Origin of the sequence: Pseudomonas proteolytica (assembly GCF_007858275.1) — a bacterium.
Taxonomy (GTDB): domain Bacteria; phylum Pseudomonadota; class Gammaproteobacteria; order Pseudomonadales; family Pseudomonadaceae; genus Aquipseudomonas; species Aquipseudomonas proteolytica.
Map to the genome: position 1 here is coordinate 66673 of NZ_VFEV01000014.1, position 26797 is coordinate 93469.

Here is a 26797-nt window from a genome sequence, read left to right on the forward strand (position 1 = left end):
GCAAATGACAAAAAGACTTTTATCTCGCCAAATGCACGAACCTTTCGCCCCAAGACGCAAGTGACAAGAGGTCACACGCTGGCCTGGCGCTCCATGGCGGCCTTGTAGATGGAGTTTTTTGGCTGGGCAAAGACCCGCGCCAGCATGGGTTCGAAAAAGCTCAGGGGCAGGGTGGCATAGGCCGGATCGAAGGCGGCCGCATCGTACAGCGCGCAGAATTCAATGGTTTGCTCATACTGCGGGTGTTCATCAAATTGCTCGCGCAGGTGGCGATCCATGCCCAGGTGATGAAAGAAATAGTAGCCCTGGAAAATCCCGTGCTTTTCCACCATCCACAGGTTTTGTGGGCTGACGAACGGTTTGAGGATGGCGGCGGCAATGTCCGGGTGGTTGTAGGAACCCAGGGTGTCGCCGATGTCATGGAGCAGCGCACAGACCACATATTCTTCGTCGCGGCCATCGTGCCAGGCGCGGCTGGCGGTCTGCAGGGAGTGGGTCAGGCGGTCCACCGGGAAACCACCGAAGTCACCCTCCAGCAGCCGCAGGTGCGCGAGGATTCGCCCGGGCAACTGGCGGGCATAGGCACTGAAGTCGGCGGCGATGATGGACCAGTCTTCCTGGGTGCCGTCTTGCATATGGGTGAAGCGGGCCTGCTGGCTCATCGGCGTGTCTCTTATTGTTTTGGATGGTTTAGAACGGCACCTTGCCCAGGATCATGTCGCGGTACATCACGAAATCTCCCAGCAGGCTGTAGAACGGATGCTGGAATGTCGCCGGGCGGTTCTTTTCAAAGAAAAAGTGCCCGACCCAGGCAAAGCTGTAGCCGGCCACTGGCAGTACCCACAGTAGCCACCAGGCACCCTTGCCGATGGCGAACGCGAGAATAAAAATCACCAGGCTGGTACCGATAAAGTGCAGGCGCCGACAGGTGCTGTTGCCGTGTTCACTCAGGTAATACGGATAGAACTCGGCGAAGCTATTGAATTGTCTGACATTTTCCACGTTGGCCGGCCCTCTGGTTATTGTTGTGCCCGACGGATGTTCGGCGGGGAGCTTATTTGAGTCTAGAGTCATCACTGGCAAGGGCCAGTGACAATAGACGCCACTTTAGTATCCTTGGGTTCCTGGCTGCGATTTCAGCCGTCCCGTCATAGAACGCGTGCAAGATAACGCCATGAACGAACGAACGACTTCTGCAAGCTGGGCGATGGGGATAGTCAAGGCGCTGGAGCTCGAGGGCCTGGATTGCCGCGCGCTGTTCAAACAGCTGGGCCTGGATTACAACGCCCTGGATGACCCCGACGCGCGCTTTCCCCAGGACTCCATGACCCGGCTCTGGCAGCGTGCGGTGGAGGTTTCGGGCAACCCGGCCATTGGCCTGAATATGGGCAAGGTAGTACGCCCGGCGTCGTTCCATGTGGCCGGCTATGCCTTGATGTCCAGCAGTACCCTGGCCGAGGGCTTTACCCGGCTGGTGCGCTACCAGCGGATCATCGCCGAAAGTGCTGACTTGAGCTTCCGCCTGTTGCCCGAAGGCTATGCGTTGATCCTTACGGTACACGGCGATCATCTGCCGCCCACCCGGCAAAGTGCCGAGGCATCGCTGGCCTGCGCGTTGGCGTTGTGTGGCTGGCTGACCGGGCGCACGTTGCAACCGCGCAAAGTGTTGGTGCAAGGCGCCCAGCCAGCCGACCTGGAACCCTATAAGCAGGCCTTTCATGCGCCGCTGGTGTTCAACGCGCCGTATGACGCGCTGATCTTCGAGCGGGCGGATATGGAAGCACCGTTGCCCACCGCCAATGAAGCGATGGCGCTGCTGCACGACCGGTTTGCCGGGGAATACCTGGCGCGGTTTTCCGAGAGCCGCGTGACCCACAAGGCCCGCCAGGTGCTCTGCCGGTTGCTGCCCCAGGGCGAACCCAAGCGTGAGATGGTCGCGCAGACGTTGCACCTGTCCCAGCGTACGCTACAGCGGCGCTTGCAGGAGGAGGGCACCAGCTTCCAGACCTTGCTCGACGACACCCGCCGCGAATTGGCCGAGCAGTACCTGGCGCAGCCGAGCATGACCCTGCTGGAAATCGCCTACCTGCTGGGGTTTGCCGACCCGAGCAACTTCTTCCGCGCGTTTCGCCGCTGGTTCGATGCCACGCCCGGCGAATACCGGGCGCGGTTATTGGAGACTTCGGCGAGTGTCAGTGTCGCCAGAACGCCGGCATACACAGTACAAACACCGTAATGATCTCCAGCCGGCCGAGCAGCATGCCCAAGGACAGGATCCACTTGGCGGCATCTGGCAGGGTGGCGAAGTTGCCGGCCGGGCCGATGGTTTCGCCCAGCCCCGGGCCCACGCCGGAAACGGTGCTGGCGGCGCCGGTCAGGGCGGTCATCCAGTCCACGCCCAGCAACGACAGGGCCAGGGCGATCATGCAGATGGTGATGGCAAAGAAGAACGAGAACGTCAGGATCGACCGGACGATTTCTTCGTCGAGGCGATGGCCGTTGTATTTCTGCTTGATCACCGCCCTGGGGTGAATCAGCTGGTTCAAGTTGGCCTTGAGCAGGATATAGGCGACCTGGAAGCGGAAAATCTTGATCCCGCCCGCGGTGGAGCCCGAGCAACCGCCAACAAAACCCAGGTAAAAGAACAGCATCAGCGAGAAATTGCCCCACAGGCTGTAGTCACCCAGGGCAAAGCCGGTGGTGGTCACCACGGACGTGACGTTCAGCGCCACATGGCGCAGCGCATCCAGCCAGTGCAGGTTGGTGGTCCACCAGTACCAGGTGCCGAGCACGATCCAGGTCACCAACAGCATGCCCAGCAAGCCCTGTACCTGCTGGTCCTTGATCAGCGCCTTGCGGTTGCCACGCAAGGTGGCGACATACAAGGCAAACGGCAGGCTGCCCATGATCATCACGACTATCGCGACCCAATGCACGGCGGGCTGTTTCCAGTGCGCCAATGATTCGTCGGAGGTGGAGAAACCGCCGGTGGAAATGGCCGACATCGCGTGGTTGATCGCGTCGAACAGGCCCATGCCGGCCCACCAGAAGCCCAGGCTGCCGAGGATGGTAATGCCGACATAGGCCGCTACGATCAGGCGCGCCACCATATGCGAGCGGGGCATGACCTTCTCGGAGCGGTCCGAGGATTCGGTCTGGAACAGGCGCATGCCACCGATGCGCAGCAGCGGCAGGATCGCCACCGCCATGCCGATAAAACCGATGCCGCCGAGCCAGTGCAGCATCGAGCGCCACATCAGGATGCCCGGTGACATGGTGTCCAGCCCACTGAGCACGGTGGCGCCGGTGGCGGTGATGCCGGACATGCTTTCAAAGAACGAGTCGGTATAGCTGATGTGCTGGGTCAGCAAGAACGGCAGCGCGGCAAAGATACACACCACCACCCAACTGCTCACAGTCAGCAGGTACATGTCCCTGGGGCGCAGCTGGACTTGTTCCGGACGACCGGGAATCACCAGGGCCAGGCCTGCGATAAAGGTGATCATGCTTGCCCAGAGAAAGGACGGCAGGTCGCTGGTGCGGTCGAAAAACATCAGGGTGGCCATGGGCACTACCATGGCGACCGCGAGGGTAATCAGGAAGATGCCGATGATGAAACCAATGATTCGCAGGGTCGGCATTGCCATGAATTGCGCTCGGGTGACAGTTTGAGGCGCCATTCTACCTAGGGTGCAGGGCTTGTAAACCGGGGGGTACGGATCTGATGTGGGAGCTGGCTTGCCTGCGATGGCGGTGCGTCAGGTTCGAATGCCTGACTGACCCGCCGCTATCGCAGCATAGGTATCTACACAACTTTCAGAAACTGACGAACTCTCCTGTGGCGAGCGGGCTTGCCCCGCGCTGGGCTGCGAAGCAGCCCCAAAACCAGCCGCTGCGGTGTATCTGGTACAACGCATTCGGCTTATTGGGGCTGCTTCGCAGCCTAGCGCGGGCGATGCGGCGTTCCGACAAGCCCGCTCGCCACAACTGAGCTATCTGCCTGGACTTAGGCGTTGCGGCAAAGTTGTGTAGATACCTATGGCTATCGCAGGCAAGCCAGCTCCCACATGGGTTTTGTGGGGGTAATACAAAAAAGGCGACCCGAAGGCCGCCTCATTCAAACCGCGCGGATCAGAACTCGTGATCAGCGGTATCCGGGTTCAGGTCACCGATGCCCAGCTTGCCAGCCGCTTGCTCGATGGAGCCGGTCTGCTTGACCAGGGATGCGATAGCATCGCGCACGATCTGGTTGCCTGCGGTGTTGCCGGCAGCGATCAGTTGGTCGTAGTGCTCACCCTTGTTGGCGTGGTCGACAATGACCTGGATCTTCGCTTCGGTGGCAGCGAGGTCAGCCTTGAGGGCTTCATCGGCAGCCGGATCAACCTTGGCCACCAGGGACGACAGGCTGGCGCCGGTCAGTTTGGTGCCGTCGGTGCGGGTGTACTCGCCCAGGTAGACGTTGCGGATGCCCTTGGCGTCGTAGAAGTGCGAGTAGTGTGTGTTGTCGCTGAAGCAGTCGTGCTCGTCTTCCGGCGAGTTGGCTTCCAGGGACACTTTCATCCGCTCGCCCGCCAGTTCACCCAGGGACAGGCTGCCCATGCCGAACAGCATCTTGCGCAGGCCGTCGGTGCCAGGTTCGGCTTCCAGGGTGGCGCGGTAGTTGTCTTCGACGTTGGGTTTCCAGTTGCCGACCATTTCTTCGAGGTCGCTGACCAGCAGTTGGGTCACGGCGCGCAGGTAAGTGCGGCGACGCTCGTTATGACCGCCGGTGGCGCCTGCGCCTTGCAGGTAGTCCGACGCTGGACGGTTGCCGGCGCCAGGGCCGGTGCCGTTCAGGTCCTGGCCCCACAGCAGGAATTCGATGGCGTGGTAGCCGGTGGCAACGTTGGCTTCGGAGCCGCCCAGCTCATTGAGGCTGGCGAGTTTCTCCGGGGTGATTTCCTTGACGTCGATCTTGTCTTCGCCGACCTGGATCTCGGTGTTGGCGATGATATTGGCGGTGGCGCCCGGGTTGCCGAGGGCGTGTTCGTAGGACTTGTCGACATAGTCGATCAGGCCTTCGTCCAGCGGCCAGGCGTTCACCTGACCTTCCCAGTCATCAATGATGGTGTTGCCAAAGCGGAACACTTCGCTCTGCAGATACGGTACGCGTGCAGCGATCCAGGCGGTACGTGCGGCCTTCAGGGTCTCGTCGTTGGGGTTGGCGAGGAAGGTATCGATGGCGGTCTGCAGGTTTTTTGCAGTGGCCTCGGAGTCGCTGTACACCGCGAACACGATGTCTGCGTAATGCGCGACGACCGCCTTGGCGGCAGCCTCGTCAACCTGGCCGGCGGTAGCGGCAGCCGCTGGAGCGGTAGTGCTGGCAGCTGGCGTTGGCGCCTGAGGAGCGGCGGCCTTGTCTTTGCCCTCGCCGCAGCCGGCGAGAGAAATAGCGATGGCCAGCAGACTGGCGGTGGCCAGGGGCATACGAATCATGGCGAACATCCTGCTTCGGTAGTTGATCGGGGCGCAATGCAGCGCGCAAAACTGCGACATAATGCGAAAGATTTGCATTTTCTGTAAAGAGTTAACGCAGTAAAAATTTCACATTCGCGCCCTGGCCGCCCAAGGCTTTGCCCTGGGTGGCCAGCATGGCGCTATAAGATCGCCGCGTTGTTGCGCTCGGCCTGTTTGAGATAGGCCGCCAGCTCACGAGCCGGCAGGGGTTTGCTGTAGTGATAGCCCTGACCCTCATGGCAGCCTTCGCTGATGATGTAGGCCTCTTGCTCGGGCGTCTCCACGCCTTCTGCAATGACCTGCATGCCCAGGCTTTTGCCCAGTTGGATGATCGCCCGCACGATGGTGGCATCGTCATCGTCGTCCAGCAGGTCCTGGACAAAGCTCTTGTCGATCTTGATTTTGTCCAGGGGCAGGCTTTTGAGGTAGCTCAGCGACGAGTACCCGGTACCGAAGTCGTCGATGGCAATCAGCGCGCCGGAGCGGCGCAGGCTCAGCAAGTGCTGGGCGGCGGTGCTGATGTCTTCCATCAGGCCGGTCTCGGTCACTTCCAGCTCCAGGCTGCGCGGCGGCAGGCGATAGATCTGCAACAGGTTGTTGACCACCCGTGGCAGTTCGGCGTGGTGCAGTTGCACCGTGGACAGGTTGACCGCCATGCGCAGCTCGGTAAAACCCTGGTCGTGCCATTCGCGCAATTGCCGGCAGGCCTGGTCCAGTACCCACTCGCCGATGGGGATGATGGTGCCGTTCTGTTCCGCCAACGGGATAAACAGGTCGGGAGGTACCAGGCCGTGTTCCGGATGTTGCCAGCGAATCAGCGCCTCGACGCCGACCACGCGATGATCCACATAGCTGATCTGCGGTTGGTACACCAAATGAAACTGGTCGCGGCCCAGGGCTTCGCGCAGGTCTTTCTCCAGCTCGCGGCGCCGGCGCATTTCGCTGTCGACGCTGGCGATATAGAACTGGTAGCGATTGCGCGAGCGGGTCTTGGCCAGGGTCATGGTCTGCTCGGCTTTTTGCAGCAGCTTCTCGGTGCTATCGCCGTCTTCGGGAAACAAGGTGATACCGATGGTGGCGCGCAGGCGGATCTGTTCGTGGTCGAGGGCGAACTCGGCTTCCAGGTCATCGAGGATGCTTTGGGCCAGCTCGGCGGCTTCGTAGGGCTGCTCGATATCGGCCTGGACCAGGGCGAACTGGTCGCCACCCAGGCGGGCGAGGGCGCCGAGCCGGCCGCTGTGGGCGCGCAGGCGGTCGGCCAGGGCCAGCAGCAGTTGGTCGCCGGCCTGGTAGGTGTACTGCTCGTTGATGCTCTTGAAGTCATCCAGCCCCACGCACAACACCGCGACCCGGCGTTGACGGCGGCCGGCATCGATGAGGATCTTGTCCAGTTGCTCCTGCAGCTTCTGGCGGTTGGGCAGCCCGGTGAGGAAGTCGTACTGGGCCATGCGCAGCAGGCTGTTTTCGGCTTCATGGCGCAGGTGAGTGTTGCGTTCGATAGAGGCCAGCAATTGATTGGCGGTGTTGATCCACAGCCCCAGTTCATTTTTCTCGTGGCCTTTGAGCTGGGGGATCTTGTGCTCGCTGGGCCGGTCGGGGTTGATCGAACTGAGGTGGCTGATGATCCGCGACAGGGGCTTGGTCAGCAGCCAGTGGTAGACCAGGTACAACACCAGGCCCATGGCCAGGGCGCGCAGCACCCCGGAGATAAAGATGATCACCGAATTGACGATAAAGCCCTGGCCATAGGTGGCCGTGTCGAGGGTGATGCTCAGGTCGCCGTAATACTCGCTGTAGGGCCCGCGCCCCACCAAGGGCGTCGTGAAGGTGCGTTCCTGGCCGAGAATCACGTCCGTCAGCCAGCGGCTTGGGGAGTGCTGCAGTTCCCGGCTCTTTTCGGCAAGCATGGGCTCGTTGGGGTGGCCAATGGAGGCCATACGCACTGCATCATCCTGGAACAGGCCCTCGATGACTTGCATGCCCATCTCACGGTCCAGGCTGTAGACGGCCTGGGTGGAAGGGTCGCGAAACATGTCGAGGATGCGCTGGGCATCGCCTGCCACGGCCTGGCGCGTCTTATAGGCATCGAAGACGATCTGCGCCACGCTCAGTGCCACGCCCACAATCAGTGCCGACAACAGCACCACCCGGAGCAACTTCACCGACAAGCTGTTTTTGAGTTCCAGCTTCAAAGGGTCATTCCTTGTTCCATTCGGGTAGCCTCAATATGCCATGAGTATTGGCAATCCCGGGGTGGCAGTCAAAGGAACATTGCGGCTTGAGGAGTCTTTGGGAGGGGGGAGGGGCGTGAGAGGAGGGCGGATTATGTCCGCCCCCCTCTTGATCCACACGCATGAGAGCAGGCGAATGCCATGATGGCTCTCTGCACGCGGTCGTAAGCGTCTTTTAGATTAGAAGTTAATCTGTACTGGCGCCTGCTGCTGTTGATCCCCGCCTATCTTGCCGGGCGCCTGGTCTCCAGCGCCCGCCGTCAACTCTTTGAGTGCATCCATCCCCATTTCCAGACCTTTTGTTACCAGTGGAAGAAGTGTTGAGGCGGCACCCGAGATCATCGACATTGGATCCATATTTGACTCTCCTGTTTGGGCTGAGAGAGTTATTTCTCTCACTTGTTGATTGGTTAAGTTCTGTCAGGGAGTTCCACTATTTCTGGGGTGCTTGCAACTGATCGCCCACAAAAAAGCCCGGCAATTGCCGGGCTCTTTGTACTGCAAGGGTTACTTACGCAGTGAAGGTCTTGCCTTCGAACTGCTCGGCAACGAACTTCCAGTTGACCAGGTTCCAGAACGCTTCCACATATTTTGGACGCACGTTGCGGTAGTCGATGTAGTAGGCGTGCTCCCAGACGTCGCAGGTCAGCAGCGGGGTATCGCCGCTGGTCAGCGGGTTGCCGGCGCCGATGGTGCTGGCCAGGGCCAGAGAACCGTCAGCCTTTTTCACCAGCCAGCCCCAACCGGAACCGAAGGTGCCGACGGAAGTCTTGGTGAACTCTTCCTTGAACTTGTCGAACGAACCGAACGCAGCGTTGATGGCTTCAGCCAATGCGCCAGTTGGTTGACCGCCAGCGTTTGGCGCCAGGCAGTTCCAGTAGAAAGTGTGGTTCCAGACCTGGGCGGCGTTGTTGAAGATGCCACCCGAAGAGGATTTGACGATCTCTTCCAGGGTCTTGCCTTCGAACTCGGTGCCTGGCACCAGGTTGTTCAGGTTCACGACGTAGGTGTTGTGGTGCTTGTCGTGGTGGTACTCCAGGGTTTCCTTGGAGATGTGCGGCTGCAGGGCATCGTGTGCGTACGGCAGCGGCGGCAATTCGAAAGCCATGATAATTCTCCTAATCAGGTCAGTTGCGGTGAGCGCAAGGCCGATCACGGGCGGCCAAACAAGCGCCGGGGAGTTTGTACTCTTTGCGGCGCAGGGGCTGGATCATAGCACCGGGGGTGCGGCAAAACCACGCAACAACTGTGTGGAATAGAGGTTCCAGAGCGTTTTGGAATATTCCTCAGTTGCTGATCAATTGATAGGCCACGCTGAACATCATCACCGCCACCAGCAGGTCCAGCAGGCGCCAGGTCGCCGGGCGTGCCAGCCACGGGGCCAGCCACGCCGCGCCGAGGGCCAGGGCGGAAAACCACAGCAAGGACGCACTGGCAGCACCTGCGACATAAGCGCCGGGTTCGGTCTGCTGGGCGCCGAGGGAGCCGATCAGCAACACCGTGTCCAGATAGACGTGGGGGTTGAGCAGGGTCACGGCCAATGCACTGAGCATTACCGCGCGCAGCGAGCGCACTTTTTGCCCTTCACCTTGCTCCAGGCTTTGACGTGAACAGGCGCGGCGCAAGGCCAGGGCGCCATACCACAGCAGGAACGCCGCGCCGCCCCAGCGCGCAATCGCCAGCAACAGCGGGTTATGCGCCAGCACTGTCGCCAGGCCGAATACGCCGGCAGCCACCAGCAACGCATCGCACACCACGCACAAGGCCGCCACGGGCAAGTGATGTTCGCGACGCAGGCTCTGGGCCAGGACAAACGCGTTTTGCGTGCCGATGGCCATGATCAGCCCCAAGGCGACCAGCAGGCCGTTCACATAACTCTGCCACATAATATTTACTCTGCTTGCTAATCAATGCTGGCGATTGTCGGCGTTGAGGTTGTATAAGAAAAACAAATATTGCTGATCGCTCATTAGGAAAACTGATGTTCGACTATAAGTTGCTCTCCGCCCTAGCGGCAGTGGTGGAACAGGCCGGTTTCGAGCGCGGGGCCCAGGTGCTTGGTGTGTCGCAATCGGCCATTTCCCAGCGCATCAAATTGCTCGAAGCCCGCATCGGCCAGCCGGTGCTGGTACGCGCGACCCCGCCGACGCCCACGGAAATCGGCCGCCGCCTGCTCAACCATGTGCAGCAGGTGCGCTTGCTGGAGCGCGACCTGCAAAGCCAGGTGCCGGCGTTGGATGAAGAAGGCATGCCCGAGCGGCTGCGCATCGCCATCAACGCCGACAGCCTGGCGACGTGGTGGGCGCAGGCCGTCGGGGATTTTTGCGCCGAGCAGCACTTGCTGCTCGACCTGGTAGTGGAAGACCAGACCGTCGGCCTCAAGCGCATGCGCGCCGGCGAGGTGGCGGCTTGCGTCTGCGCCAGCGAACGCCCGGTGGCCGGTGCCCGCAGCCTGTTGCTGGGGGCCATGCGTTATCGGGCGTTGGCGAGCCCGGCGTTTATTGCCCGGCACTTCCCCGGCGGAGTACGGGCCGATCAACTGGCGCGCACGCCAGCGCTGGTATTTGGTCCGGATGACTTCCTGCAACATCGCTACCTGGCGTCGCTGGGCGTGGACGGTGGTTTTGAACACCATTTATGCCCGTCCTCCGAAGGTTTTATCCGCCTGACCGAGGCCGGCCTGGGCTGGGGCTTGGTGCCGGAGTTGCAGGTGCGTGATCAACTGCAACGGGGCGTGCTGGTGGAATTACTGCCAGATAAACCCATCGATGTGCCGCTGTACTGGCATCATTGGCGCAGTGGCGGGCAATTGCTCGGTTTGTTGACCGAGCATCTGGCACGGGCTACCGGCCAATTGCTGGTGCCGTTGGAGTGACCGTCGGCGTCAACGCAACTGCGATGAAAAATGAAAGAACACGGGGTAACACATGAAAATTCTGGTCACCGGCGCAAGCGGCTTCATTGGCGGGCGCTTTGCGCGTTTCGCCCTGGAGCAGGGCCTGGACGTGCGGGTCAACGGGCGGCGCGCCGAGGGTGTCGAGCACCTGGTACGGCGCGGCGCCGAGTTTATCCAGGGTGATCTGAATGATCCGGATTTGGCGCGCAACCTGTGCCGCGACGTTGAGGCCGTGGTTCATTGCGCCGGCGCCGTAGGGCTGTGGGGACGTTACCAGGACTTCTATCAGGGCAATGTGCAGGTCACCGAAAACGTGGTCGAAGCCTGCCTTAAACAACGGGTCGGCCGCCTGGTGCACCTGTCGTCGCCATCGATCTATTTCGATGGCCGCGATCACCTGGGACTGACCGAAGAGCAAGTGCCCAAGCGCTTCAAGCATCCCTATGCGGCGACCAAGTACCTGGCCGAGCAAAAAGTCTTTGGTGCCCAGGAATTCGGCCTGGAAGTGCTGGCCCTGCGCCCGCGTTTTGTCACCGGGGCTGGCGACATGAGCATCTTCCCGCGCCTGTTGAAAATGCAGCGCAAGAACCGTCTCGCCATCGTTGGCGATGGCCTGAACAAGGTCGACTTCACCAGTGTGCACAACCTCAACGAGGCCCTGCTCAGCAGCCTGCTGGCCACCGGCTCGGCGCTGGGCAAGGCCTATAACATCAGTAATGGCGCGCCGGTGCCGGTGTGGGACGTGGTCAACTATGTGATGCGCCAGATGGACATGCCCCAGGTCACTCGTTACCGCTCCTACGGCTTGTCTTATAGCATCGCGGCGCTCAACGAGGCCTTTTGCGCGATGTGGCCGGGGCGTCCGGAACCTTCCCTGTCACGCCTGGGGATGCAAGTGATGAACAAGGATTTCAGCCTCGATATCAGCCGTGCGCAGCACTATCTCGACTACCAGCCCAAGGTCAGCCTGTGGACGGCCCTCGATGAGTTCTGTCATTGGTGGAAAGTCCAGGAGCCGGGCTCCAACTAGCGTTGGCAACACCGGGAACCGATTTTTCGGTTACCGGTCGACCAAGGCGACGGGCCAGGGGTTTATACTCCCGCCGCTCAGTTTTTTTATGCGGCTATTTCAAGGTTGATTCATGCGTAACGATATTAAAGACGACTTCGACCATGTGCCGAGCCTGCGGGCCGACATTGGCGATGACGATGATTTTGTGCCGACCGCCGCCACGTCCATGCGCTCGCGTCCGGCGCCGGTGGTCAAGGTCAAGAGCGCCAGCACCGGGCCGTTGTGGGCCTTGGTCGGGGCGCTGCTGTTCGCCTTTGTGGGCCTGGCGTGGTGGAGCTTCCAGCAGATTTCCCTGATGGGGCAGCAACTGGTGGCGACCCAGGAAAGTTTTGCGCGCATCAGCGAAGAAGCTGCCGGCCGTTTGCAGGACATTTCCGGCAAGGTGGTGGCCAGTGAGGCCAACGTCAATACCGGCAGTGAAGCGCTCAAGCTGCAGATCAAACAGTTGGAAAGCCAGTTGCTGGAGCAGGGCAAGCAGCAGTTGGGTGTGGCAGGCCAGGCCACCGAGCTGGACCAGCGCTTGGCGCAGATGAGTGCCAGCACCACGGAACTGACCACTGCCAATACCCAGATGCAGGCCCAGGTGCAAACCCTGGCGACAGAACTGACGGCCCTCAAGGCTGCGCAGGCCGAAGCCGCCAAGTTGAATGCCGAAGTCAAGGAACTGAGCACGGATGTGGCAGCGTTGAAGAAGCAGGGCAACCCGGCCACGGCCATTGCACGGCTGGAACAGGACCTGTTGGTAATCAAGAGCGAACTGGACAACCGCGCCGCCACGGAAGGGCCGTCGAATAAAGAGTTCGACGTGTTCCGCATCCAGACCACCCGCAACATCACGACCTTGCAGACCCAGATGCAGAACCTGCAACGGGAAGTCAGCGCACCGGCCAGGCTCACACCCCTGGGCCAATGAGCCCTATTTCTGTAGGAGCCGGCTTGCCGGCGATGGGCATAGGTATCTACACAACTTTCAGAAACTGACGAGCTCTCCTGTGGCGAGCGGGCTTGCCCCGCGCTGGGCTGCGAAGCAGCCCTAAACCCTGCCATCGCGGTTTACCTGAAGAAACGCGGCGGGCTTTTTGGGGCTGCTTCGCAGCCCAGCGCGGGCGATGCGGCGTTCCGACAAGCCCGCTCGCCACAACGGCGGTATCTGCCTGGATTTAGGCGTTGCGGCAAAGTTGTGTAGATACCTATGCGGCGATGGGGCCAGTAGCCTTGCGCTGATTCCAGGGCCGCCATCCCCGGCAAGTGTCACCGTTCAGTGACATTTGTCTTCCCTTTCGTTACATGTCCCTTCTCGGCCCTTGTTTAGACTGCGGTCATCCCACAAAAACAAAAAGGGCCACCCATGACCATCCAACCACTGCCTGCCAGCAGTTGGCTGAACGCACCTGCCCATCACGCCTGGCTTGCCGCCGAGGGGCAGCGCCTGCTGGCGTTTGCCAAGGCTTCCAGGCTGCCTGAAGGCTTCGGCAACCTCGACGTCCACGGCCGCCTGCCCGCCGATGCCTGCGCCGAAACCATGAACACCGCCCGCATGACCCACAGCTTTGCCATGGCCCACGCCCAAGGGCTGCCAGGCTATGCACAGTTGGTAGAGCACGGGGTGGCCAGTCTCAGTGGCCCGTTGCGCGATGCCGAACATGGCGGCTGGTTCGCCGTCGCCGGCGCGCGTGATGGCAATACGGGCAAGGCCGCCTACCTGCACGCTTTTGTCGCCCTGGCCGCCAGCTCCGCGGTAGTGGCGGGTGCCCCTGGGGCGCAAGCCTTGCTGGCGGACGCCGCCCAGTGCATCGACGAGCATTTCTGGTGCGAGGAGGAGGGCGCGATGCTTGAATCCTTCGCCCAGGATTGGAGCGGCGAGGAAGCCTATCGTGGGGCCAACAGCAATATGCACGCCACCGAAGCGTTCCTTGCCCTGGCTGATGTCACCGGCGACAGCCGATGGCTGGGGCGGGCGTTGCGCATTGTCGAACGGGTGATCCATCAGCACGCCAGCGCCAATGAATTTATGGTGATCGAACATTTCGACCGCTATTGGCAGCCCCTGCATCGTTACAACGAAGACAACCCGGCCGACGGCTTTCGTCCCTACGGTATTACCCCTGGCCATGGCTTCGAATGGTCGCGCCTGGTGCTGCACCTCGAAGCCGCACGCCAGCAGGCAGGGCTCGTCACGCCGCAGTGGTTGCTGGAGGACGCCAAGGGCTTGTTCGCCAGTGCCTGCGAGTATGGCTGGTCGGTGGACGGTGCCCCGGGCCTGGTCTACACCTTGGACTGGCACTTTCGCCCGGTGGTGCGTGAGCGCCTGCATTGGACCCACGCCGAAGCCAGTGCAGCCGCCCAGGCCCTGCTCAAGCGCACGGGTGAGTGGCATTACGAAACCTGGTACCGGCGTTTCTGGGAGTTTTGTGAAACTCACCTGATCGACCGGGTCCAGGGCAGTTGGCATCATGAACTCGACCCGCTCAACCAGCCCGCCAGCAAGATCTGGGGCGGCAAGCCGGATCTGTACCATGCCTGGCAAGCGGTATTGCTGCCGGGTCTGCCTTTATCCCCAAGCATGGCCAGTGCGTTGGGGGCGGGTGCTTATGTCACCAAGTGGTGACATTTGGCCGTCCCTTTGTTACGTGCCTGGGAAAAATCCCTGTTTAGAATCCTATGCAGCGCAAGCTCCAGACTTGCATGCATAACAACAAGAAAAAGGTACTCAGATGAACGCGATTAATCGCCTCGCCGTTGCTATTTCCGTTGCCTCGTTGTTTCCCCTCAGTGCATTTGCCGCCGACTCGAAAGGGACGGTTGAAGTTGTGCATTGGTGGACCTCGGGTGGTGAGAAGGCGGCGGTGGATGTCCTGAAGGCCCAAGTTGAGAAAGACGGCTTTACCTGGAAAGACGGAGCTGTTGCAGGTGGTGGCGGCGCCACTGCCATGACCGTGCTGAAAAGCCGCGCGGTCGCCGGCAACCCGCCAGGCGTTGCCCAGATCAAGGGCCCGGACATCCAGGAGTGGGCCTCCACCGGGCTGCTCGATACCGACGTCCTCAAGGACGTGGCCAAGGCCGAGAAGTGGGATGGCCTGCTCGACAAAAAAGTCTCCGATACCGTGAAGTACGAAGGCGATTACGTGGCCGTGCCGGTGAACATCCACCGCGTCAACTGGCTGTGGATCAACCCGCAAGTCTTCAAGAAAGCCGGCATCACCAAAAACCCTACGACCCTCGAAGAATTCTACGCCGCTGGCGACAAGCTCAAGGCCGCAGGCTTCATCCCGCTCGCCCACGGTGGTCAGCCTTGGCAGGACAGCACGGTGTTCGAAGCCGTGGTGTTGTCGGTCATGGGGGCTGATGGCTACAAGAAAGCCCTGGTCGACCTCGACAACGCAGCCCTGACCGGCCCGGATATGGTCAAGTCGCTGACGGAGCTGAAGAAAGTCGCGACCTATATGGACGCCGACGGCAAGGGCCAGGACTGGAACCTGGAAGCCGCCAAGGTCATCAACGGCAAGGCCGGCATGCAGATCATGGGTGACTGGGCCAAGAGCGAGTGGACTGCCGCCAAGAAAGTCGCCGGCAAGGACTACGAGTGCGTAGCCTTCCCGGGCACCGACAAAGCCTTCACCTACAACATCGACTCCCTGGCAGTGTTCAAGCAGAAAGATGCCGGCACCTCGGCCGGGCAGCAGGACATCGCCAAGGTGGTGCTGGGCGAGAACTTCCAGAAGGTCTTCAGCATCAACAAGGGCTCGATCCCGGTGCGCAACGACATGCTCGGCGATATGGCCAAGTACGGCTTTGACAGCTGCGCCCAGACGGCGGCCAAGGACTTCCTGGTCGATGCCAAGTCTGGCGGCCTGCAACCAAGCATGGCGCACAACATGGCGACCACCCTGGCGGTACAGGGCGCGTTCTTTGATGTGGTGACCAACTTCATCAACGACCCGAAAGCCGACCCGGCCGACACCGCCAAGAAGCTTGGAGCGGCGATCAAGTCTGCCAAGTAACCCTTGGAAGGCTGGGCTTGAGTGTGGGAGCGGGCTTGCCCGCGATGCAGGCGCCTCGGTGTATCAATGACACCCAGGTGATGCCATCGCAGGCCAGCCAGCTCCCACCTGAAACCGGCCCCCACACGGTTATCCACTAGTCCCTTACTCCCTGCCCTGGATTTCCCCATGAGTTCTGTTGCTGTGTTCAGCAAGGCCTCGCCGTTCGATGCATTGCAGCGCTGGCTACCTAAACTGGTGCTGGCCCCGAGCATGTTCATCGTCCTGGTGGGCTTCTATGGCTACATCCTGTGGACGTTCGTACTGTCGTTCACCAACTCCACTTTCCTGCCGACCTACAAGTGGGTAGGCCTGGCGCAATACGCGCGGTTGTTCGACAACGATCGCTGGTGGGTGGCGAGCAAAAACCTGGCGCTGTTTGGCGGCATGTTTATCGGCATCACCCTGGTGATCGGCGTACTGCTGGCGGTATTCCTTGACCAGCGCATCCGCCGCGAAGGCTTCATTCGCACTATTTACCTGTACCCGATGGCGCTTTCGATGATCGTCACCGGTACCGCCTGGAAATGGCTGCTCAACCCCGGCATGGGCCTGGACAAACTGCTGCGCGACTGGGGCTGGGAAGGCTTTCGCCTGGACTGGCTGATCGACCCGGACCGCGTGGTGTATTGCCTGGTGATCGCGGCGGTATGGCAAGCCTCGGGCTTTATCATGGCGATGTTCCTCGCCGGCCTGCGTGGCGTTGACCAATCGATCATCCGTGCCGCACAGATCGACGGTGCGAGCCTGCCGCGCATCTACTGGAGCGTGGTGCTGCCCAGCCTGCGCCCGGTGTTTTTCAGTGCGGTGATGATCCTCGCGCACATCGCGATCAAGAGCTTCGACCTGGTGGCCGCGATGACGGCCGGTGGCCCAGGCTACTCATCCGACCTGCCGGCGATGTTCATGTACTCCTTCACCTTCAGCCGTGGCCAGATGGGCATGGGCTCGGCCAGTGCGATCCTGATGCTTGGGGCGATCCTTGCGATCATCGTGCCTTACCTGTACTCCGAGCTGAGGACCAAGCGCCATGACTAGTCTCGCCAAACCTTCCATCAGCTTCAGCCGTGTCGCAATCCACGCGGTGCTGATCCTGGCCGTGGTGCTGTACCTGGTGCCGCTGGTGGTCATGCTGCTCACCAGCTTCAAGACCCCGGAAGATATCAGCACCGGCAACCTGCTGAGCTGGCCGACGGTGATCACCGGGATCGGCTGGGTCAAGGCCTGGGCCACGGTGAACGGTTACTTCTGGAACTCGTTCCTGATCACCGTCCCGGCGGTGCTGATCTCCACCACCATCGGCGCATTGAACGGCTATGTGCTGGCGATGTGGCGCTTTCGCGGCTCGCAGTTGTTCTTCGGGTTGTTGCTGTTCGGCTGCTTCCTGCCGTTCCAGACGGTCTTGCTGCCAGCCTCGTTCACCCTCGGCAAGATGGGCCTGGCCAGTACCACCACCGGCCTGGTGTTTGTGCATGTGGTCTACGGCCTGGCGTTTACCACGCTGTTCTTCCGTAACTACTACGTGAGCATCCCGGATGCGCTGGTCAAGGCTGCACGCCTGGATGGTGCCGGGTTCTTCACCATCTTCCGTCGGATCATTCTGCCGATGTCCACGCCGATCATCATGGTCTGCCTGATCTGGCAGTTCACCCAGATCTGGAACGACTTCCTGTTTGGCGTGGTGTTCTCCAGCGGTGATTCGCAGCCCATCACAGTGGCGCTGAACAACCTGGTCAACACCAGCACCGGGGCCAAGGAATATAACGTTGATATGGCGGCGGCGATGATCGCCGGGCTGCCGACCCTGCTGGTCTATGTGGTCGCAGGCAAGTATTTCGTGCGCGGTCTCACGGCCGGCGCGGTCAAGGGGTAATCATGGCTACGCTCGAACTTCGCAATGTAAACAAGACCTATGGTGCTGGCCTGCCGGACACCCTGAAAAATATCGAACTGTCGATCAAGGACGGCGAATTCCTGATCCTCGTCGGGCCCTCGGGCTGCGGCAAATCCACCTTGATGAACTGCATCGCCGGCCTGGAAAACATCAGCGGCGGCGCGATCATGATCGGTGACCAGGACGTCAGCGGCATGAGCCCCAAGGATCGGGACATCGCCATGGTGTTCCAGTCCTACGCGCTGTACCCGACCATGAGCGTGCGCGAGAACATCGAGTTCGGCCTGAAAATCCGCAAGATGAGCCAGCCGGCCATCGATGAGGAAGTGGCGCGGGTGGCCAAGCTGCTGCAGATCGAACACTTGCTCAATCGCAAGCCGGGCCAGCTCTCTGGCGGCCAGCAGCAGCGGGTGGCCATGGGCCGGGCGCTGGCGCGGCGGCCGAAGATCTACCTGTTCGACGAACCGCTGTCCAACCTCGACGCCAAGCTGCGGGTCGAGATGCGCACCGAAATGAAGCTGATGCATCAGCGCCTGAAAACCACCACGGTCTACGTGACCCACGACCAGATCGAAGCCATGACCCTGGGCGACAAAGTGGCGGTGATGAAGGACGGCATCATCCAACAGTTCGGCACGCCCAAAGAGATCTACAACGATCCGGCCAACCTGTTTGTTGCCAGCTTCATTGGCTCGCCGCCGATGAACTTCATCCCCCTGCGTTTACAGCGCAAGGAAGGCCGTCTGCTGGCCCTGCTCGACAGTGGCCAGGCGCGTTGCGAGCTGCCGCTGGGCATGAGCGACGCCGGTCTTGAAGAGCGTGATGTGATTCTTGGCCTGCGTCCGGAACAAATTGTGCTGGCTGCCGGTGATGGCAATGGTTTGCCGAGCATTCGTGCCGAGGTTCAGGTCACTGAGCCCACCGGCCCGGACACCCTGGTGTTTGTCCAGCTCAATGACACCAAGGTCTGCTGCCGCCTGGCGCCGGACGTGGCACCGCAAGTGGGCGAGAGCCTGACCTTGCAGTTCGATCCGGCCAAGGTGCTGCTGTTCGACGCCAAGACCGGTGAACGCCTGGGCACCGCTGCTGCGCAGCCGGCACAGCCGCATGCCGACAACGTCACCCAATTCAAGGGCCGCTGAAGACCAATAACTGTAGGAGCGAGCTTGCTCGCGAAAAACGTGAGAGCGCCGCGTTCATCCAGGATGCCCGCGTCAGCGTTAACGATCTTCGCGAGCAAGCTCGCTCCTACTTCAGATAAAAATAGATGTAAACCGCGTTAGATAAAAACAGTTAATAACAATAAAGACGAGGATGTAGGGATGAAAAAGCAACACAACAACACCCGGCTGATCTGCCAACTGTCAGCGGCAGCAGCCCTGGTTTTGTCCGCCAATGCGATGGCAGACGAAGCCTTCAGCGCCGACTCCAAATGGATGACCGGCGATTGGGGCGGCGAGCGAACCAAGCTGATCGAGCAGGGTATCGACATCAAGGCCGACTACGTTGGGGAAGCGGGCTACAACGCGCGCGGCGGCTACAACGATGACAAGACCGGTCGTTACGCTGACCAGTTCGGCCTCGGCGTCGCGCTGGACCTGCAAAAGCTGTGGGGCTGGGACAACACCCAGGCCAAGATCCAGATGACCAGCCGTAATGGTCGTAACATTTCCAATGACCGTATTGGCGACCCGCGTGCAGGCACCTTGAGTTCATCTCAAGAAGTGTACGGCCGTGGCCATATGGTGCGCCTGACCCAGTTCTGGATTCAGCACCAGATGTTCGACAACAAGCTGGATGTAAAACTCGGTTACTTCGGTGAAGGCGAAGACTTCAACACCTTCCCATGCGACTTCCAGAACCTGTCGTTCTGCGGCTCCCAAGTGGGTAACTACGTCAACACCTGGTACAACTGGCCGGTCAGCCAGGCCGCGATCCGCGTGAAGTACCACATCACCCCTGAGCTGTATGCGCAGATCGGTGCGTACAACCAGAACCCATCGCAACTGGAGCACGGCAACGGCTTCAAACTCAGCGGCAGTGGCACCAAGGGCACCGTGATTCCGGTGGAGTTGGTCTGGTCGCCGAAGGTCAATAACCTGCCGGGCGAATACCGTGTGGGTTACTACAAGAGCGCCGCCGATGCTCCTGATGTGCGTGAGGACGTCAACGGTAACGATGCCGCCACCACTGGCGCTGACTACCGCACCCGCAGCAGCAAGAAAGGCTACTGGTTCGTTGCGCAACAGCAACTCACCACCCATAACGGCGACGCGTCTCGTGGTCTGAATATCGCTGCCAACGCCACGTTCCACGACAAAGAAACCAACACCGTCGATAACTACCAGTCGATCATGCTGGTGTACAAAGGCCCATTCGACGCGCGTCCAAAAGATGACGTAGGGATTGGCGCCGCTCGTCTGCACGTCAACGACGACGTGAAGAAAAACGCCGAGCTGCGCAACATTTCCAACGGTGTGAGTGACTACGACAATGCGCGGTTCTCGCCGCTGCGCGAAACCGAGTACAACTTCGAAATCAACTACGGCTTCCACGTCACCAACTGGCTGACCGTGCGTCCCAACCTGCAATACGTTGTCCAACCGGGCGGCGTGGATAAAGTCGACAACGCGCTGGTGGCCGGCCTGAAAATTCAGTCGGTGTTCTAACGCTGTTGCGATAAGCTCCTTCTCTCTGTGCGCATTTGCGGGTAGCCATGGCTATCCGCTTTTTTTTGCGAAGGGCGAACAGCCCTGCAGGAGCGAGCTTGCTCGCGAAAAACTTGAGAGCGCCGCGTTCATCCAAGATGCCCGCGTCAGCGTTAACGATCTTCGCGAGCAAGCTCGCTCCTACAGGTATGGGCGCATTTGCGCGACATGATTATCAGGACCGTGGCACATGCATGAGCAACCGCTGCAACGCTTTTTCAAATCCCTGCGCGAGCAACCGGTGTTTGCCTGGGAGCGCTTCCAGATGCGTGACGTGCTGGTGATCGATCACCCGCTCTGCCAGGCGGTGTTCAGCCGCCAGGGCGCGCAATTGCTGCACTTCCAGCCTACGGGCCAGAAGCCATGGCTGTGGTGCGCGGCAAAGTGGCCGCAAGTCGGGGCGATTCGTGGCGGCGTGCCCGTGTGCTGGCCGTGGTATGGCCGTCATCCCAGCGAAAACGCCTGGCCCTCCCATGGCTGGGCGCGCTTGATCGACTGGAAGCTGCTGGATAGCAGCACCGGCGAGGACGGCGTGCGCCTGCACTGGCAATTGCAGTTGTGCGATTGGCAGGTGGACCTGCATGCGCACTTGGGTGAAAGCCTGCAATTGCGCTTGAGCACCGAGCACCAGGACGAACTGCCGTGCCAATTGAGCCACGCTTTGCACGCTTATTGGCGTATTGGTCACGTTGGTGAGATAGCGCTGTCTGGGCTAGAGGGTGCGCAAGGTTACGACCAGTTGAGCCGCCAGGCCTGTCAGCAGGAAGGTGAGCTGCGCGTCGATGGCGGCTGCCAGCGCGTGTTCCAGCATGAGGGCGAACTGCAGCTCAAGGACCATGCGTGGCAGCGCGAGTTGTGCATTGATACGGGTGACAGTGCAGACACGGTGGTCTGGCATCCGGGCAGCCGGCCATTGCTGGGGGTGAGCTTTAATGAAGCGTCGGGCTTTGTGTGTGTCGAGTCGGCCATGGCCGGGGCCTGCCTGGCGCCGGGGGAGAGGGCGCATTTGAGTCTGCAGGCCCGGGCTGGGGTTTAGCGGTGTTGCTGATGGCGTCTTTGCGGGCAACCGCGCTCCCACATTCGAATGTGTTCACCCATCAAAAATGTGGGAGCGGGCTTGCCCGCGATAGGGCCCTGCTTGAGGAGGTTCCAGCTTTAGTTGAACTCATCCCCAACCGGATACCGGCTGTCGTTCAAACTCTCTTTGATCTTGCGCAAATGCGGCTGGAAATCCACCCCGCGACGCAAGGTCATGCCCGTCGCCAACACATCGAGCACGGTTAACTGAATGATCCGCGAGGTCATTGGCATATAGATGTCGGTGTCTTCCGGCAACGGGATGTTCAGGCTCACCGTACTGGCCTTGGCCAGTGGCGAGTTCTCGGCGGTTACGCCCAGCACCGAAGCACCGTTTTCCCGCGCAATACGCGCCACTTCCACCAACTCACGGGTACGGCCGGTGTAGGAAATGATCACGAACAACTCCCCGGTGTGGGCCACCGAAGCGATCATACGTTGCATCAGCACATCGGCATGGGCCGTGACCGACAGGTTGAAACGGAAGAACTTGTGCAGGGCATCCATGGCCACCGGCGCCGAAGCCCCCAGGCCAAAGAAGTGGATCTGCCGCGCCTGGATCAGCAGGTCCACGGCCTTGCTGATCAGGTTGGGGTCCAGGGCCTGGCAGGCGCTGTCCAATGAGGCAATGGCGCTGCCAAAAATCTTCTGCGTGTAGGCCTCGGGGTTATCATCGGCCTCCACCGCGCGGCTGACATAGGCCGCGCCACTGGCCAGGCTTTGCGCCAGCTGCAATTTCAGTTCAGGGTAACCACTGACGCCGAACGAGCGGCAGAAACGGTTGACCGTCGGTTCACTGACCGAGGCGGCTTGGGCGAGGGCAGCGATAGAGAAGCGGGTCGCCTGCTGTGGGTTGAGCAGGATGACCTCGGCGACTTTTTTCTCGGCCTTGTTCAATTCTTCGAGGCGGTTCCGGATCTGTTCCAGAAGATTTCGCACGCGGTCCATTCAGTCTTTCCTTCGGGCGACGATGCAAGTAGGGGCCAGTAAAAGGTCGACGAGCGGCCCTTGGCGGTGGCCTATCCTACTGAGGGTAGTTGAACACCACCACTCGCAATGCGTTTTTTGGGAAAATGTTGTGGTTATTACTACATTTTTCCTTGAGTGATGCCTTGAAAAAAGGTATTTGTAGCTTAACTTGATAAAAGAACAAACATCATGCCTTCGATAACCGTGGAACCCTGCACCTTTGCCCTGTTTGGCGCCTTGGGTGATCTGGCGCTGCGCAAGTTATTTCCTGCCCTCTATCAACTCGATGGCGCCGGGCTCTTGCACGCCGACACTCGCATCCTGGCCCTGGCCCGTGAAGCCGGTTCCGAGCAGCAGCACCTGGACCACATCGAGCACGAACTGCGCAAGTACGTCGGCCAAGAGCTGGATGAAGCGGTGGCCGCGCGCTTCCTGGCGCGTCTGGCCTACGTGCACGTCGACTTCATGAACGCCGATGACTACGTCGCCCTGGCCGCCAAGGCCGGCACCGAACAACGCCTGATCGCCTACTTCGCCACCCCGGCCGCGGTGTATGGCGCGATTTGCGAGAACCTGTCCAAGGTTGGCCTGGCGGAAAATACCCGCGTTGTCCTGGAAAAGCCCATCGGTTCGGACCTGGAATCCTCGCGCAAGGTCAACGACGCCGTGGCGCAGTTTTTCCCGGAAAACCGTACCTACCGCATCGACCACTACCTGGGCAAAGAGACGGTCCAGAACCTGATCGCCCTGCGTTTTGCCAATAGCCTGTTTGAAACCCAGTGGAACCAGCACTACATCTCCCACGTGGAAATCACCGTGGCCGAGCAGGTGGGTATCGAAGGCCGCTGGGGCTACTTCGACAAGGCCGGGCAACTGCGGGACATGATCCAGAACCACCTGCTGCAATTGCTCTGCCTGATTGCCATGGACCCGCCGGCCGACCTGTCGGCCGATAGCATCCGCGATGAGAAGGTCAAGGTGCTCAAGGCCCTGGCGCCGATCAGCCCCGAAGGCCTGACCACCCAGGTAGTGCGCGGCCAGTACATCGCCGGCTACAGCGCCGGCAAACCGGTACCGGGCTACCTGGAAGAAGAGAATTCCAACACCCAGAGCGACACCGAAACCTTCGTTGCCCTGCGTGCCGATATCCGCAACTGGCGTTGGGCCGGGGTGCCGTTCTACCTGCGCACCGGCAAGCGCATGCCGCAAAAACTGTCGCAGATCGTCATCCATTTCAAGGAGCCGTCCCACTATATCTTTGCCCCCGAGCAGCGCCTGCAGATCAGCAACAAGCTGATCATCCGCCTGCAACCGGACGAAGGTATTTCCTTGCGTGTGATGACCAAGGAGCAGGGCCTGGATAAAGGCATGCAACTGCGCAGCGGGCCACTGCAACTGAATTTTTCCGACACCTACCGTAGTACGCGGATCCCCGATGCCTACGAGCGGTTGTTGCTGGAAGTGATGCGCGGCAATCAGAACCTGTTTGTCCGTAAAGATGAAATCGAAGCCGCGTGGAAGTGGTGTGACCAGTTGATCGCCGGGTGGAAGAAATCCGGTGATGCACCCAAGCCGTACGCGGCGGGTTCCTGGGGGCCGATGAGCTCCATTGCACTGATCACGCGGGATGGGAGGTCGTGGTATGGCGATATCTGATTTGAAACTGCCGCAAGGCGTAACACCCCACGAGTACCGCACGCCGGTACTGCTGGCCGAAGGCTTGGCCAATGATGTGGCCGAACAACTGCGCGCGGCCATCAGTGCCCGGGGCGAGGCGACGCTGGTGGTGTCCGGTGGCCGCAGCCCGGTGGCGTTTTTTCAGAACCTGGCCAAGCAGGGCCTGGACTGGTCCAAGGTGACGATCACCCTGGCCGACGAGCGCTGGGTGCCGGTCGAACATGCCGACAGCAACGCCGGCCTGTTGAAAAAACACCTGCTGCAAGGCCCGGCGGCCAAGGCCCGGTTCTTGAGCCTCTACAGTGCTGCGGCGAACCTGGACGGTGCTGCCGAACAGGCCGATCGCCTGCTGGCTGAACTGCCGGCAATTGATGTGCTGGTGCTGGGCATGGGCGATGACGGGCATACCGCCTCCCTGTTCCCCAACAGCCCGAACCTGGCCGAAGCCTTGAAGCCGGATGGTACTCGTCGTTGCTGGCCGATGCTGGCGCCGAGCGTGCCCCATCAGCGCCTGACCATGAGCCGTGCGTTGCTGGCCAGTGCCCGTTACACCGTGTTGTCGATTGCCGGCGATTCGAAACTCCACACCCTGAGCGAAGCGCTGGCTGGCGACGATGTTGCCGGCATGCCGATTCGCGCGTTTTTGCAACCTACTCTAGAGATTTACTGGTGCCCATGAGCCAAGGATCAGCCGCTATGAAAAGCCCTCACCCGACCGTGTCCATGGCGGATAAAGTTGCCCTGATCGACAGCCTCTGCGCCAAGGCGCGGATCCTGCCGGTGATCACCATTGCCCGCGAGCAGGACATTCTGCCCCTGGCTGATGCCCTGGCGGCGGGTGGCTTGACCGCGCTGGAAGTGACCCTGCGTTCGCAGTTCGGCCTCAAGGCTATCCAGGTCCTGCGTGAGCAGCGTCCGGAGCTGGTCACCGGTGCGGGCACGGTGCTCGATCGCACCATGCTGGCGGCAGCCGAGGCGGCGGGCTCGCAGTTCATCGTCACCCCCGGCATTACCCGCGACCTGCTCGAAGCCAGTGTCGACAGCCCGATCCCGCTGCTGCCTGGCATCAGCAATGCCTCCGGCATCATGGAAGGCTATGGCCTGGGCTATCGCCGCTTCAAGCTGTTCCCCGCGGAAGTCAGCGGCGGCGTGGCAGCAATCAAGGCCTTGGGTGGGCCGTTTGGCGAAGTGAAATTCTGCCCGACTGGCGGCGTTGGCCCGGCCAACATCAAAAACTACATGGCGTTGAAAAACGTGATGTGCGTGGGCGGTAGCTGGATGCTTGATCCACAGTGGATCAAGGACGGCGACTGGGGGCGTATCCAGGAAGTCACCGCCGAAGCGCTGGCGCTGCTCGATTGATCTGATTTACCGAATCGTTGTTGCTGTGCTTCACGGCATGTTTGCGGTGCACTTGGTCGGTGCGCCGCTTTTTTTTGCCTACAGAAAACCTTGAAATCACGACAATCGAACTGTGTGCGGGCTTGCTCGCGAATGCGGTGTGTCATTCAACACATTCAGTGACTGTTACCGCGCATTCGCGAGCAAGCCCGCACACAGTTTTAATCGGCATTCAGCTTGTTAATCGCGTTGACCAGCACGCCGATGTCCGCTGCCGAGGTCACCAACCCCGGCGTCACCCGGATACAACTGCCAAATGCCGCCCCGCTGCGCAGGGTGGTAAACAGGTTGTACTCATCGAGCAATCGATCCGCCATCACCTGCTGGTCGCGCCCGATGAACTTGAACGCGGTAATCGCGCAATACAACCGTGGATCATCCGAGGTCAGCACCTCGATCCCCGGCAATGGCCGCACCTGGCTCACCCACAGGTCACGCAGGTACTTCACCCGCGCACCCTTGGAATGCGCGCCGCCCAAGGCTCGATGTTCTTCAAGCACGAGCGGTAAGGTCATCAGCGCCGGAAAATTCGGTGTGCTGTAGGGCGTACGGGCACGCACATCGGTGATCGGGTAATGGAACTCGGCCATGTCCGGATCAATCTGGGCCAGGCGCTCAGGGGCTATGTACAAAAAACCCAGGGTCAGCGGCGCACCGATCCACTTGTGCAGGTTAAAACCTGCGAACGAGATGCCCAGTTGGGCCAGGTTGAAGTCGATCTGGCCCAACGCATGGGCGCCATCGAGGATGATTTCGACGCCAGATTCCCGTGCAGCCCGGGCGATGGCCTCTACCGGCATAACCAGGCCCGTGCGGTGGGTGACATAGGTCAGCGCCATCAGCTTCAGGCGCGGGTAGCGGCTGAAGGTATCGCGATAGGTCTGCACCAGGCTGTCGAAACTGGCCGGGTGGGCGTGGGATACTTCTATCACCTCCACACCCCGGTAGCCGGCGAGCCAACGCATGGCGCCCTTGACCGTGTCGTATTCCAGGTCACTGATCAGCACCTGGTCGCCCGGTTGCAGGCGGTTGTAGTTGCGGATCAACGATTGCAGGGCTTCGGTGGCATTGCGGGTGAAGGCGATGGCTTCTGGATCGACATTGATTAATTCGGCCAGTTGCCGGCGAATCTCGACGTTGTCCCCTTGCTCGAAACGTTGGCGCACATGCACCGAGTTGCTGCGATTGATAAAGGCCACATGCTCCTGATATTGCGCCAGCACCGCCCGGCTCATACGGCCGAAGTAACCGTTTTCCAGGTTGATGGGGCCGGGTTCTTGCTCATAGCGCTGGGCAATGGCCTGCCAGTAGGCCTCGTCGCGGGTGTAGGGCATGG

24 protein-coding genes are annotated in these 26797 nt (G+C 60.7%); 14 read left to right on the forward strand and 10 right to left on the reverse strand.

The window, feature by feature from the left end:
* Positions 1-71: 71 nt before the first annotated feature.
* Together FIV38_RS12345 and FIV38_RS12350 are read right to left on the reverse strand one after the other, a co-directional pair.
* Positions 72-662 (reverse strand): HD domain-containing protein, encoded by a 591-nt coding sequence (locus FIV38_RS12345; RefSeq protein WP_092237769.1) that lies wholly within the window; start codon positions 660-662, stop codon positions 72-74.
* 28 nt (positions 663-690) lie between these two features.
* The gene (locus FIV38_RS12350) at positions 691-1002 is read right to left on the reverse strand and encodes an Mpo1-like protein (RefSeq protein ID WP_029296363.1); all 312 of its coding nucleotides are present in this window, start codon (positions 1000-1002) and stop codon (positions 691-693) included.
* Between the two features lie 172 nt (positions 1003-1174).
* Here FIV38_RS12350 and FIV38_RS12355 point away from each other — a divergent pair, with 172 nt between their 5' ends.
* The gene (locus tag FIV38_RS12355) at positions 1175-2236 is read left to right on the forward strand and encodes an AraC family transcriptional regulator (RefSeq protein WP_092237766.1); all 1062 of its coding nucleotides are present in this window, start codon (positions 1175-1177) and stop codon (positions 2234-2236) included.
* Here FIV38_RS12355 and FIV38_RS12360 read toward each other — a convergent pair.
* The 6 genes from FIV38_RS12360 to FIV38_RS12380 all read right to left on the reverse strand — a co-directional run bounded on the left by FIV38_RS12360 (position 2193) and on the right by FIV38_RS12380 (position 9613).
* Positions 2193-3647 (reverse strand): TrkH family potassium uptake protein, encoded by a 1455-nt coding sequence (locus FIV38_RS12360; RefSeq protein WP_029296368.1) that lies wholly within the window; start codon positions 3645-3647, stop codon positions 2193-2195. The two genes, FIV38_RS12355 and FIV38_RS12360, sit on opposite strands and share 44 nt — an antisense overlap.
* Before the next feature lie 484 nt (positions 3648-4131).
* Complete coding sequence (locus FIV38_RS12365) at positions 4132-5475, reverse strand: imelysin family protein (protein WP_092238436.1); 1344 nt, start codon at positions 5473-5475, stop codon at positions 4132-4134.
* Between the two features lie 161 nt (positions 5476-5636).
* Positions 5637-7688 carry a putative bifunctional diguanylate cyclase/phosphodiesterase gene (locus FIV38_RS12370; RefSeq protein WP_029296372.1) on the reverse strand — a complete coding sequence of 684 codons (2052 nt, stop codon included), beginning with the start codon at positions 7686-7688 and terminating at the stop codon, positions 5637-5639.
* A 219-nt stretch (positions 7689-7907) separates the two neighbouring features.
* Positions 7908-8084: a hypothetical protein gene (locus FIV38_RS29960; protein WP_166647888.1), complete on the reverse strand. Its 177-nt coding sequence runs from the start codon at positions 8082-8084 to the stop codon at positions 7908-7910.
* A 154-nt stretch (positions 8085-8238) separates the two neighbouring features.
* Entirely contained in the window at positions 8239-8835 is a 597-nt protein-coding gene (locus tag FIV38_RS12375) for a superoxide dismutase (RefSeq protein WP_003212997.1), read from the reverse strand.
* 178 nt (positions 8836-9013) lie between these two features.
* Positions 9014-9613, reverse strand: coding sequence for a LysE/ArgO family amino acid transporter (locus FIV38_RS12380; protein ID WP_029296379.1), 600 nt, complete (start codon positions 9611-9613; stop codon positions 9014-9016).
* Positions 9614-9708: 95 nt separating this feature from the next.
* Between FIV38_RS12380 and FIV38_RS12385 the strand changes: the two genes are divergently transcribed.
* The 10 genes from FIV38_RS12385 to FIV38_RS12435 all read left to right on the forward strand — a co-directional run bounded on the left by FIV38_RS12385 (position 9709) and on the right by FIV38_RS12435 (position 21373).
* Complete coding sequence (locus FIV38_RS12385; RefSeq protein WP_029296381.1) at positions 9709-10602, forward strand: LysR family transcriptional regulator ArgP; 894 nt, start codon at positions 9709-9711, stop codon at positions 10600-10602.
* A gap of 52 nt (positions 10603-10654) precedes the next feature.
* Positions 10655-11653 carry an NAD-dependent epimerase/dehydratase family protein gene (locus FIV38_RS12390; RefSeq protein WP_029296383.1) on the forward strand — a complete coding sequence of 333 codons (999 nt, stop codon included), beginning with the start codon at positions 10655-10657 and terminating at the stop codon, positions 11651-11653.
* A gap of 112 nt (positions 11654-11765) precedes the next feature.
* Positions 11766-12608, forward strand: a complete 843-nt coding sequence (locus tag FIV38_RS12395) for a BAR domain-containing protein (RefSeq protein ID WP_092237763.1) — start codon at positions 11766-11768, stop codon at positions 12606-12608.
* A gap of 435 nt (positions 12609-13043) precedes the next feature.
* A complete protein-coding gene (locus FIV38_RS12400) occupies positions 13044-14303 on the forward strand; it encodes a D-mannose isomerase (protein WP_092237760.1) in 1260 nt (419 codons plus the stop codon).
* A 106-nt stretch (positions 14304-14409) separates the two neighbouring features.
* Positions 14410-15696, forward strand: a complete 1287-nt coding sequence (locus tag FIV38_RS12405; protein ID WP_092237758.1) for an ABC transporter substrate-binding protein — start codon at positions 14410-14412, stop codon at positions 15694-15696.
* Between the two features lie 168 nt (positions 15697-15864).
* Positions 15865-16773 carry a carbohydrate ABC transporter permease gene (locus FIV38_RS12410; RefSeq protein ID WP_029296391.1) on the forward strand — a complete coding sequence of 303 codons (909 nt, stop codon included), beginning with the start codon at positions 15865-15867 and terminating at the stop codon, positions 16771-16773.
* Entirely contained in the window at positions 16766-17608 is an 843-nt protein-coding gene (locus FIV38_RS12415; RefSeq protein WP_029296393.1) for a carbohydrate ABC transporter permease, read from the forward strand. Before FIV38_RS12410 ends, FIV38_RS12415 begins: the two co-directional genes overlap by 8 nt.
* A gap of 2 nt (positions 17609-17610) precedes the next feature.
* The gene (locus FIV38_RS12420; RefSeq protein WP_092237755.1) at positions 17611-18771 is read left to right on the forward strand and encodes an ABC transporter ATP-binding protein; all 1161 of its coding nucleotides are present in this window, start codon (positions 17611-17613) and stop codon (positions 18769-18771) included.
* Positions 18772-18951: 180 nt separating this feature from the next.
* Positions 18952-20298 (forward strand): carbohydrate porin, encoded by a 1347-nt coding sequence (locus FIV38_RS12425; RefSeq protein ID WP_029296397.1) that lies wholly within the window; start codon positions 18952-18954, stop codon positions 20296-20298.
* 229 nt (positions 20299-20527) lie between these two features.
* Positions 20528-21373 (forward strand): D-hexose-6-phosphate mutarotase, encoded by an 846-nt coding sequence (locus FIV38_RS12435; RefSeq protein ID WP_029296399.1) that lies wholly within the window; start codon positions 20528-20530, stop codon positions 21371-21373.
* A gap of 119 nt (positions 21374-21492) precedes the next feature.
* Here the strand turns inward: FIV38_RS12435 and FIV38_RS12440 are convergent, their stop codons facing one another.
* Positions 21493-22353, reverse strand: a complete 861-nt coding sequence (locus FIV38_RS12440; protein ID WP_169851198.1) for a MurR/RpiR family transcriptional regulator — start codon at positions 22351-22353, stop codon at positions 21493-21495.
* A gap of 219 nt (positions 22354-22572) precedes the next feature.
* On the opposite strand from FIV38_RS12440, the gene zwf reads away from it, so the two are divergent.
* The 3 genes from zwf to FIV38_RS12455 are packed head-to-tail and all read left to right on the forward strand — an operon-like array spanning position 22573 to position 25422.
* Positions 22573-24039, forward strand: a complete 1467-nt coding sequence (gene zwf, locus FIV38_RS12445; protein WP_029296404.1) for a glucose-6-phosphate dehydrogenase — start codon at positions 22573-22575, stop codon at positions 24037-24039.
* Positions 24026-24739 carry a 6-phosphogluconolactonase gene (pgl, locus tag FIV38_RS12450; RefSeq protein ID WP_029296406.1) on the forward strand — a complete coding sequence of 238 codons (714 nt, stop codon included), beginning with the start codon at positions 24026-24028 and terminating at the stop codon, positions 24737-24739. The genes zwf and pgl overlap by 14 nt, the downstream gene beginning before the upstream one ends.
* Positions 24740-24756: 17 nt before the next feature.
* Positions 24757-25422, forward strand: coding sequence for a bifunctional 4-hydroxy-2-oxoglutarate aldolase/2-dehydro-3-deoxy-phosphogluconate aldolase (locus FIV38_RS12455; RefSeq protein ID WP_029296409.1), 666 nt, complete (start codon positions 24757-24759; stop codon positions 25420-25422).
* Positions 25423-25622: 200 nt separating this feature from the next.
* Here the strand turns inward: FIV38_RS12455 and FIV38_RS12460 are convergent, their stop codons facing one another.
* A complete protein-coding gene (locus tag FIV38_RS12460; RefSeq protein WP_092237752.1) occupies positions 25623-26795 on the reverse strand; it encodes an aminotransferase class V-fold PLP-dependent enzyme in 1173 nt (390 codons plus the stop codon).
* Positions 26796-26797: the final 2 nt, after the last annotated feature.

What these genes read in the sequence shown, in the direction of transcription:
- FIV38_RS12380 (WP_029296379.1), bottom strand. Translation starts at nt 9,613, where the DNA reads ATGTGGCAGAGTTATGTGAACGGCCTGCTGGTCGCCTTGGGGCTGATC.
- FIV38_RS12410 (WP_029296391.1), top strand. Translation starts at nt 15,865, where the DNA reads ATGAGTTCTGTTGCTGTGTTCAGCAAGGCCTCGCCGTTCGATGCATTG.
- FIV38_RS12415 (WP_029296393.1), top strand. Translation starts at nt 16,766, where the DNA reads ATGACTAGTCTCGCCAAACCTTCCATCAGCTTCAGCCGTGTCGCAATC.
- FIV38_RS12435 (WP_029296399.1), top strand. Translation starts at nt 20,528, where the DNA reads ATGCATGAGCAACCGCTGCAACGCTTTTTCAAATCCCTGCGCGAGCAA.
- FIV38_RS12355 (WP_092237766.1), top strand. Translation starts at nt 1,175, where the DNA reads ATGAACGAACGAACGACTTCTGCAAGCTGGGCGATGGGGATAGTCAAG.
- FIV38_RS12360 (WP_029296368.1), bottom strand. Translation starts at nt 3,647, where the DNA reads ATGGCAATGCCGACCCTGCGAATCATTGGTTTCATCATCGGCATCTTC.
- FIV38_RS12385 (WP_029296381.1), top strand. Translation starts at nt 9,709, where the DNA reads ATGTTCGACTATAAGTTGCTCTCCGCCCTAGCGGCAGTGGTGGAACAG.
- FIV38_RS12345 (WP_092237769.1), bottom strand. Translation starts at nt 662, where the DNA reads ATGAGCCAGCAGGCCCGCTTCACCCATATGCAAGACGGCACCCAGGAA.
- FIV38_RS12390 (WP_029296383.1), top strand. Translation starts at nt 10,655, where the DNA reads ATGAAAATTCTGGTCACCGGCGCAAGCGGCTTCATTGGCGGGCGCTTT.
- FIV38_RS29960 (WP_166647888.1), bottom strand. Translation starts at nt 8,084, where the DNA reads ATGGATCCAATGTCGATGATCTCGGGTGCCGCCTCAACACTTCTTCCA.
- zwf (WP_029296404.1), top strand. Translation starts at nt 22,573, where the DNA reads ATGCCTTCGATAACCGTGGAACCCTGCACCTTTGCCCTGTTTGGCGCC.
- FIV38_RS12460 (WP_092237752.1), bottom strand. Translation starts at nt 26,795, where the DNA reads ATGCCCTACACCCGCGACGAGGCCTACTGGCAGGCCATTGCCCAGCGC.
- FIV38_RS12405 (WP_092237758.1), top strand. Translation starts at nt 14,410, where the DNA reads ATGAACGCGATTAATCGCCTCGCCGTTGCTATTTCCGTTGCCTCGTTG.
- FIV38_RS12420 (WP_092237755.1), top strand. Translation starts at nt 17,611, where the DNA reads ATGGCTACGCTCGAACTTCGCAATGTAAACAAGACCTATGGTGCTGGC.
- FIV38_RS12365 (WP_092238436.1), bottom strand. Translation starts at nt 5,475, where the DNA reads ATGATTCGTATGCCCCTGGCCACCGCCAGTCTGCTGGCCATCGCTATT.
- FIV38_RS12400 (WP_092237760.1), top strand. Translation starts at nt 13,044, where the DNA reads ATGACCATCCAACCACTGCCTGCCAGCAGTTGGCTGAACGCACCTGCC.
- FIV38_RS12375 (WP_003212997.1), bottom strand. Translation starts at nt 8,835, where the DNA reads ATGGCTTTCGAATTGCCGCCGCTGCCGTACGCACACGATGCCCTGCAG.
- FIV38_RS12395 (WP_092237763.1), top strand. Translation starts at nt 11,766, where the DNA reads ATGCGTAACGATATTAAAGACGACTTCGACCATGTGCCGAGCCTGCGG.
- FIV38_RS12455 (WP_029296409.1), top strand. Translation starts at nt 24,757, where the DNA reads ATGAAAAGCCCTCACCCGACCGTGTCCATGGCGGATAAAGTTGCCCTG.
- FIV38_RS12425 (WP_029296397.1), top strand. Translation starts at nt 18,952, where the DNA reads ATGAAAAAGCAACACAACAACACCCGGCTGATCTGCCAACTGTCAGCG.
- pgl (WP_029296406.1), top strand. Translation starts at nt 24,026, where the DNA reads ATGGCGATATCTGATTTGAAACTGCCGCAAGGCGTAACACCCCACGAG.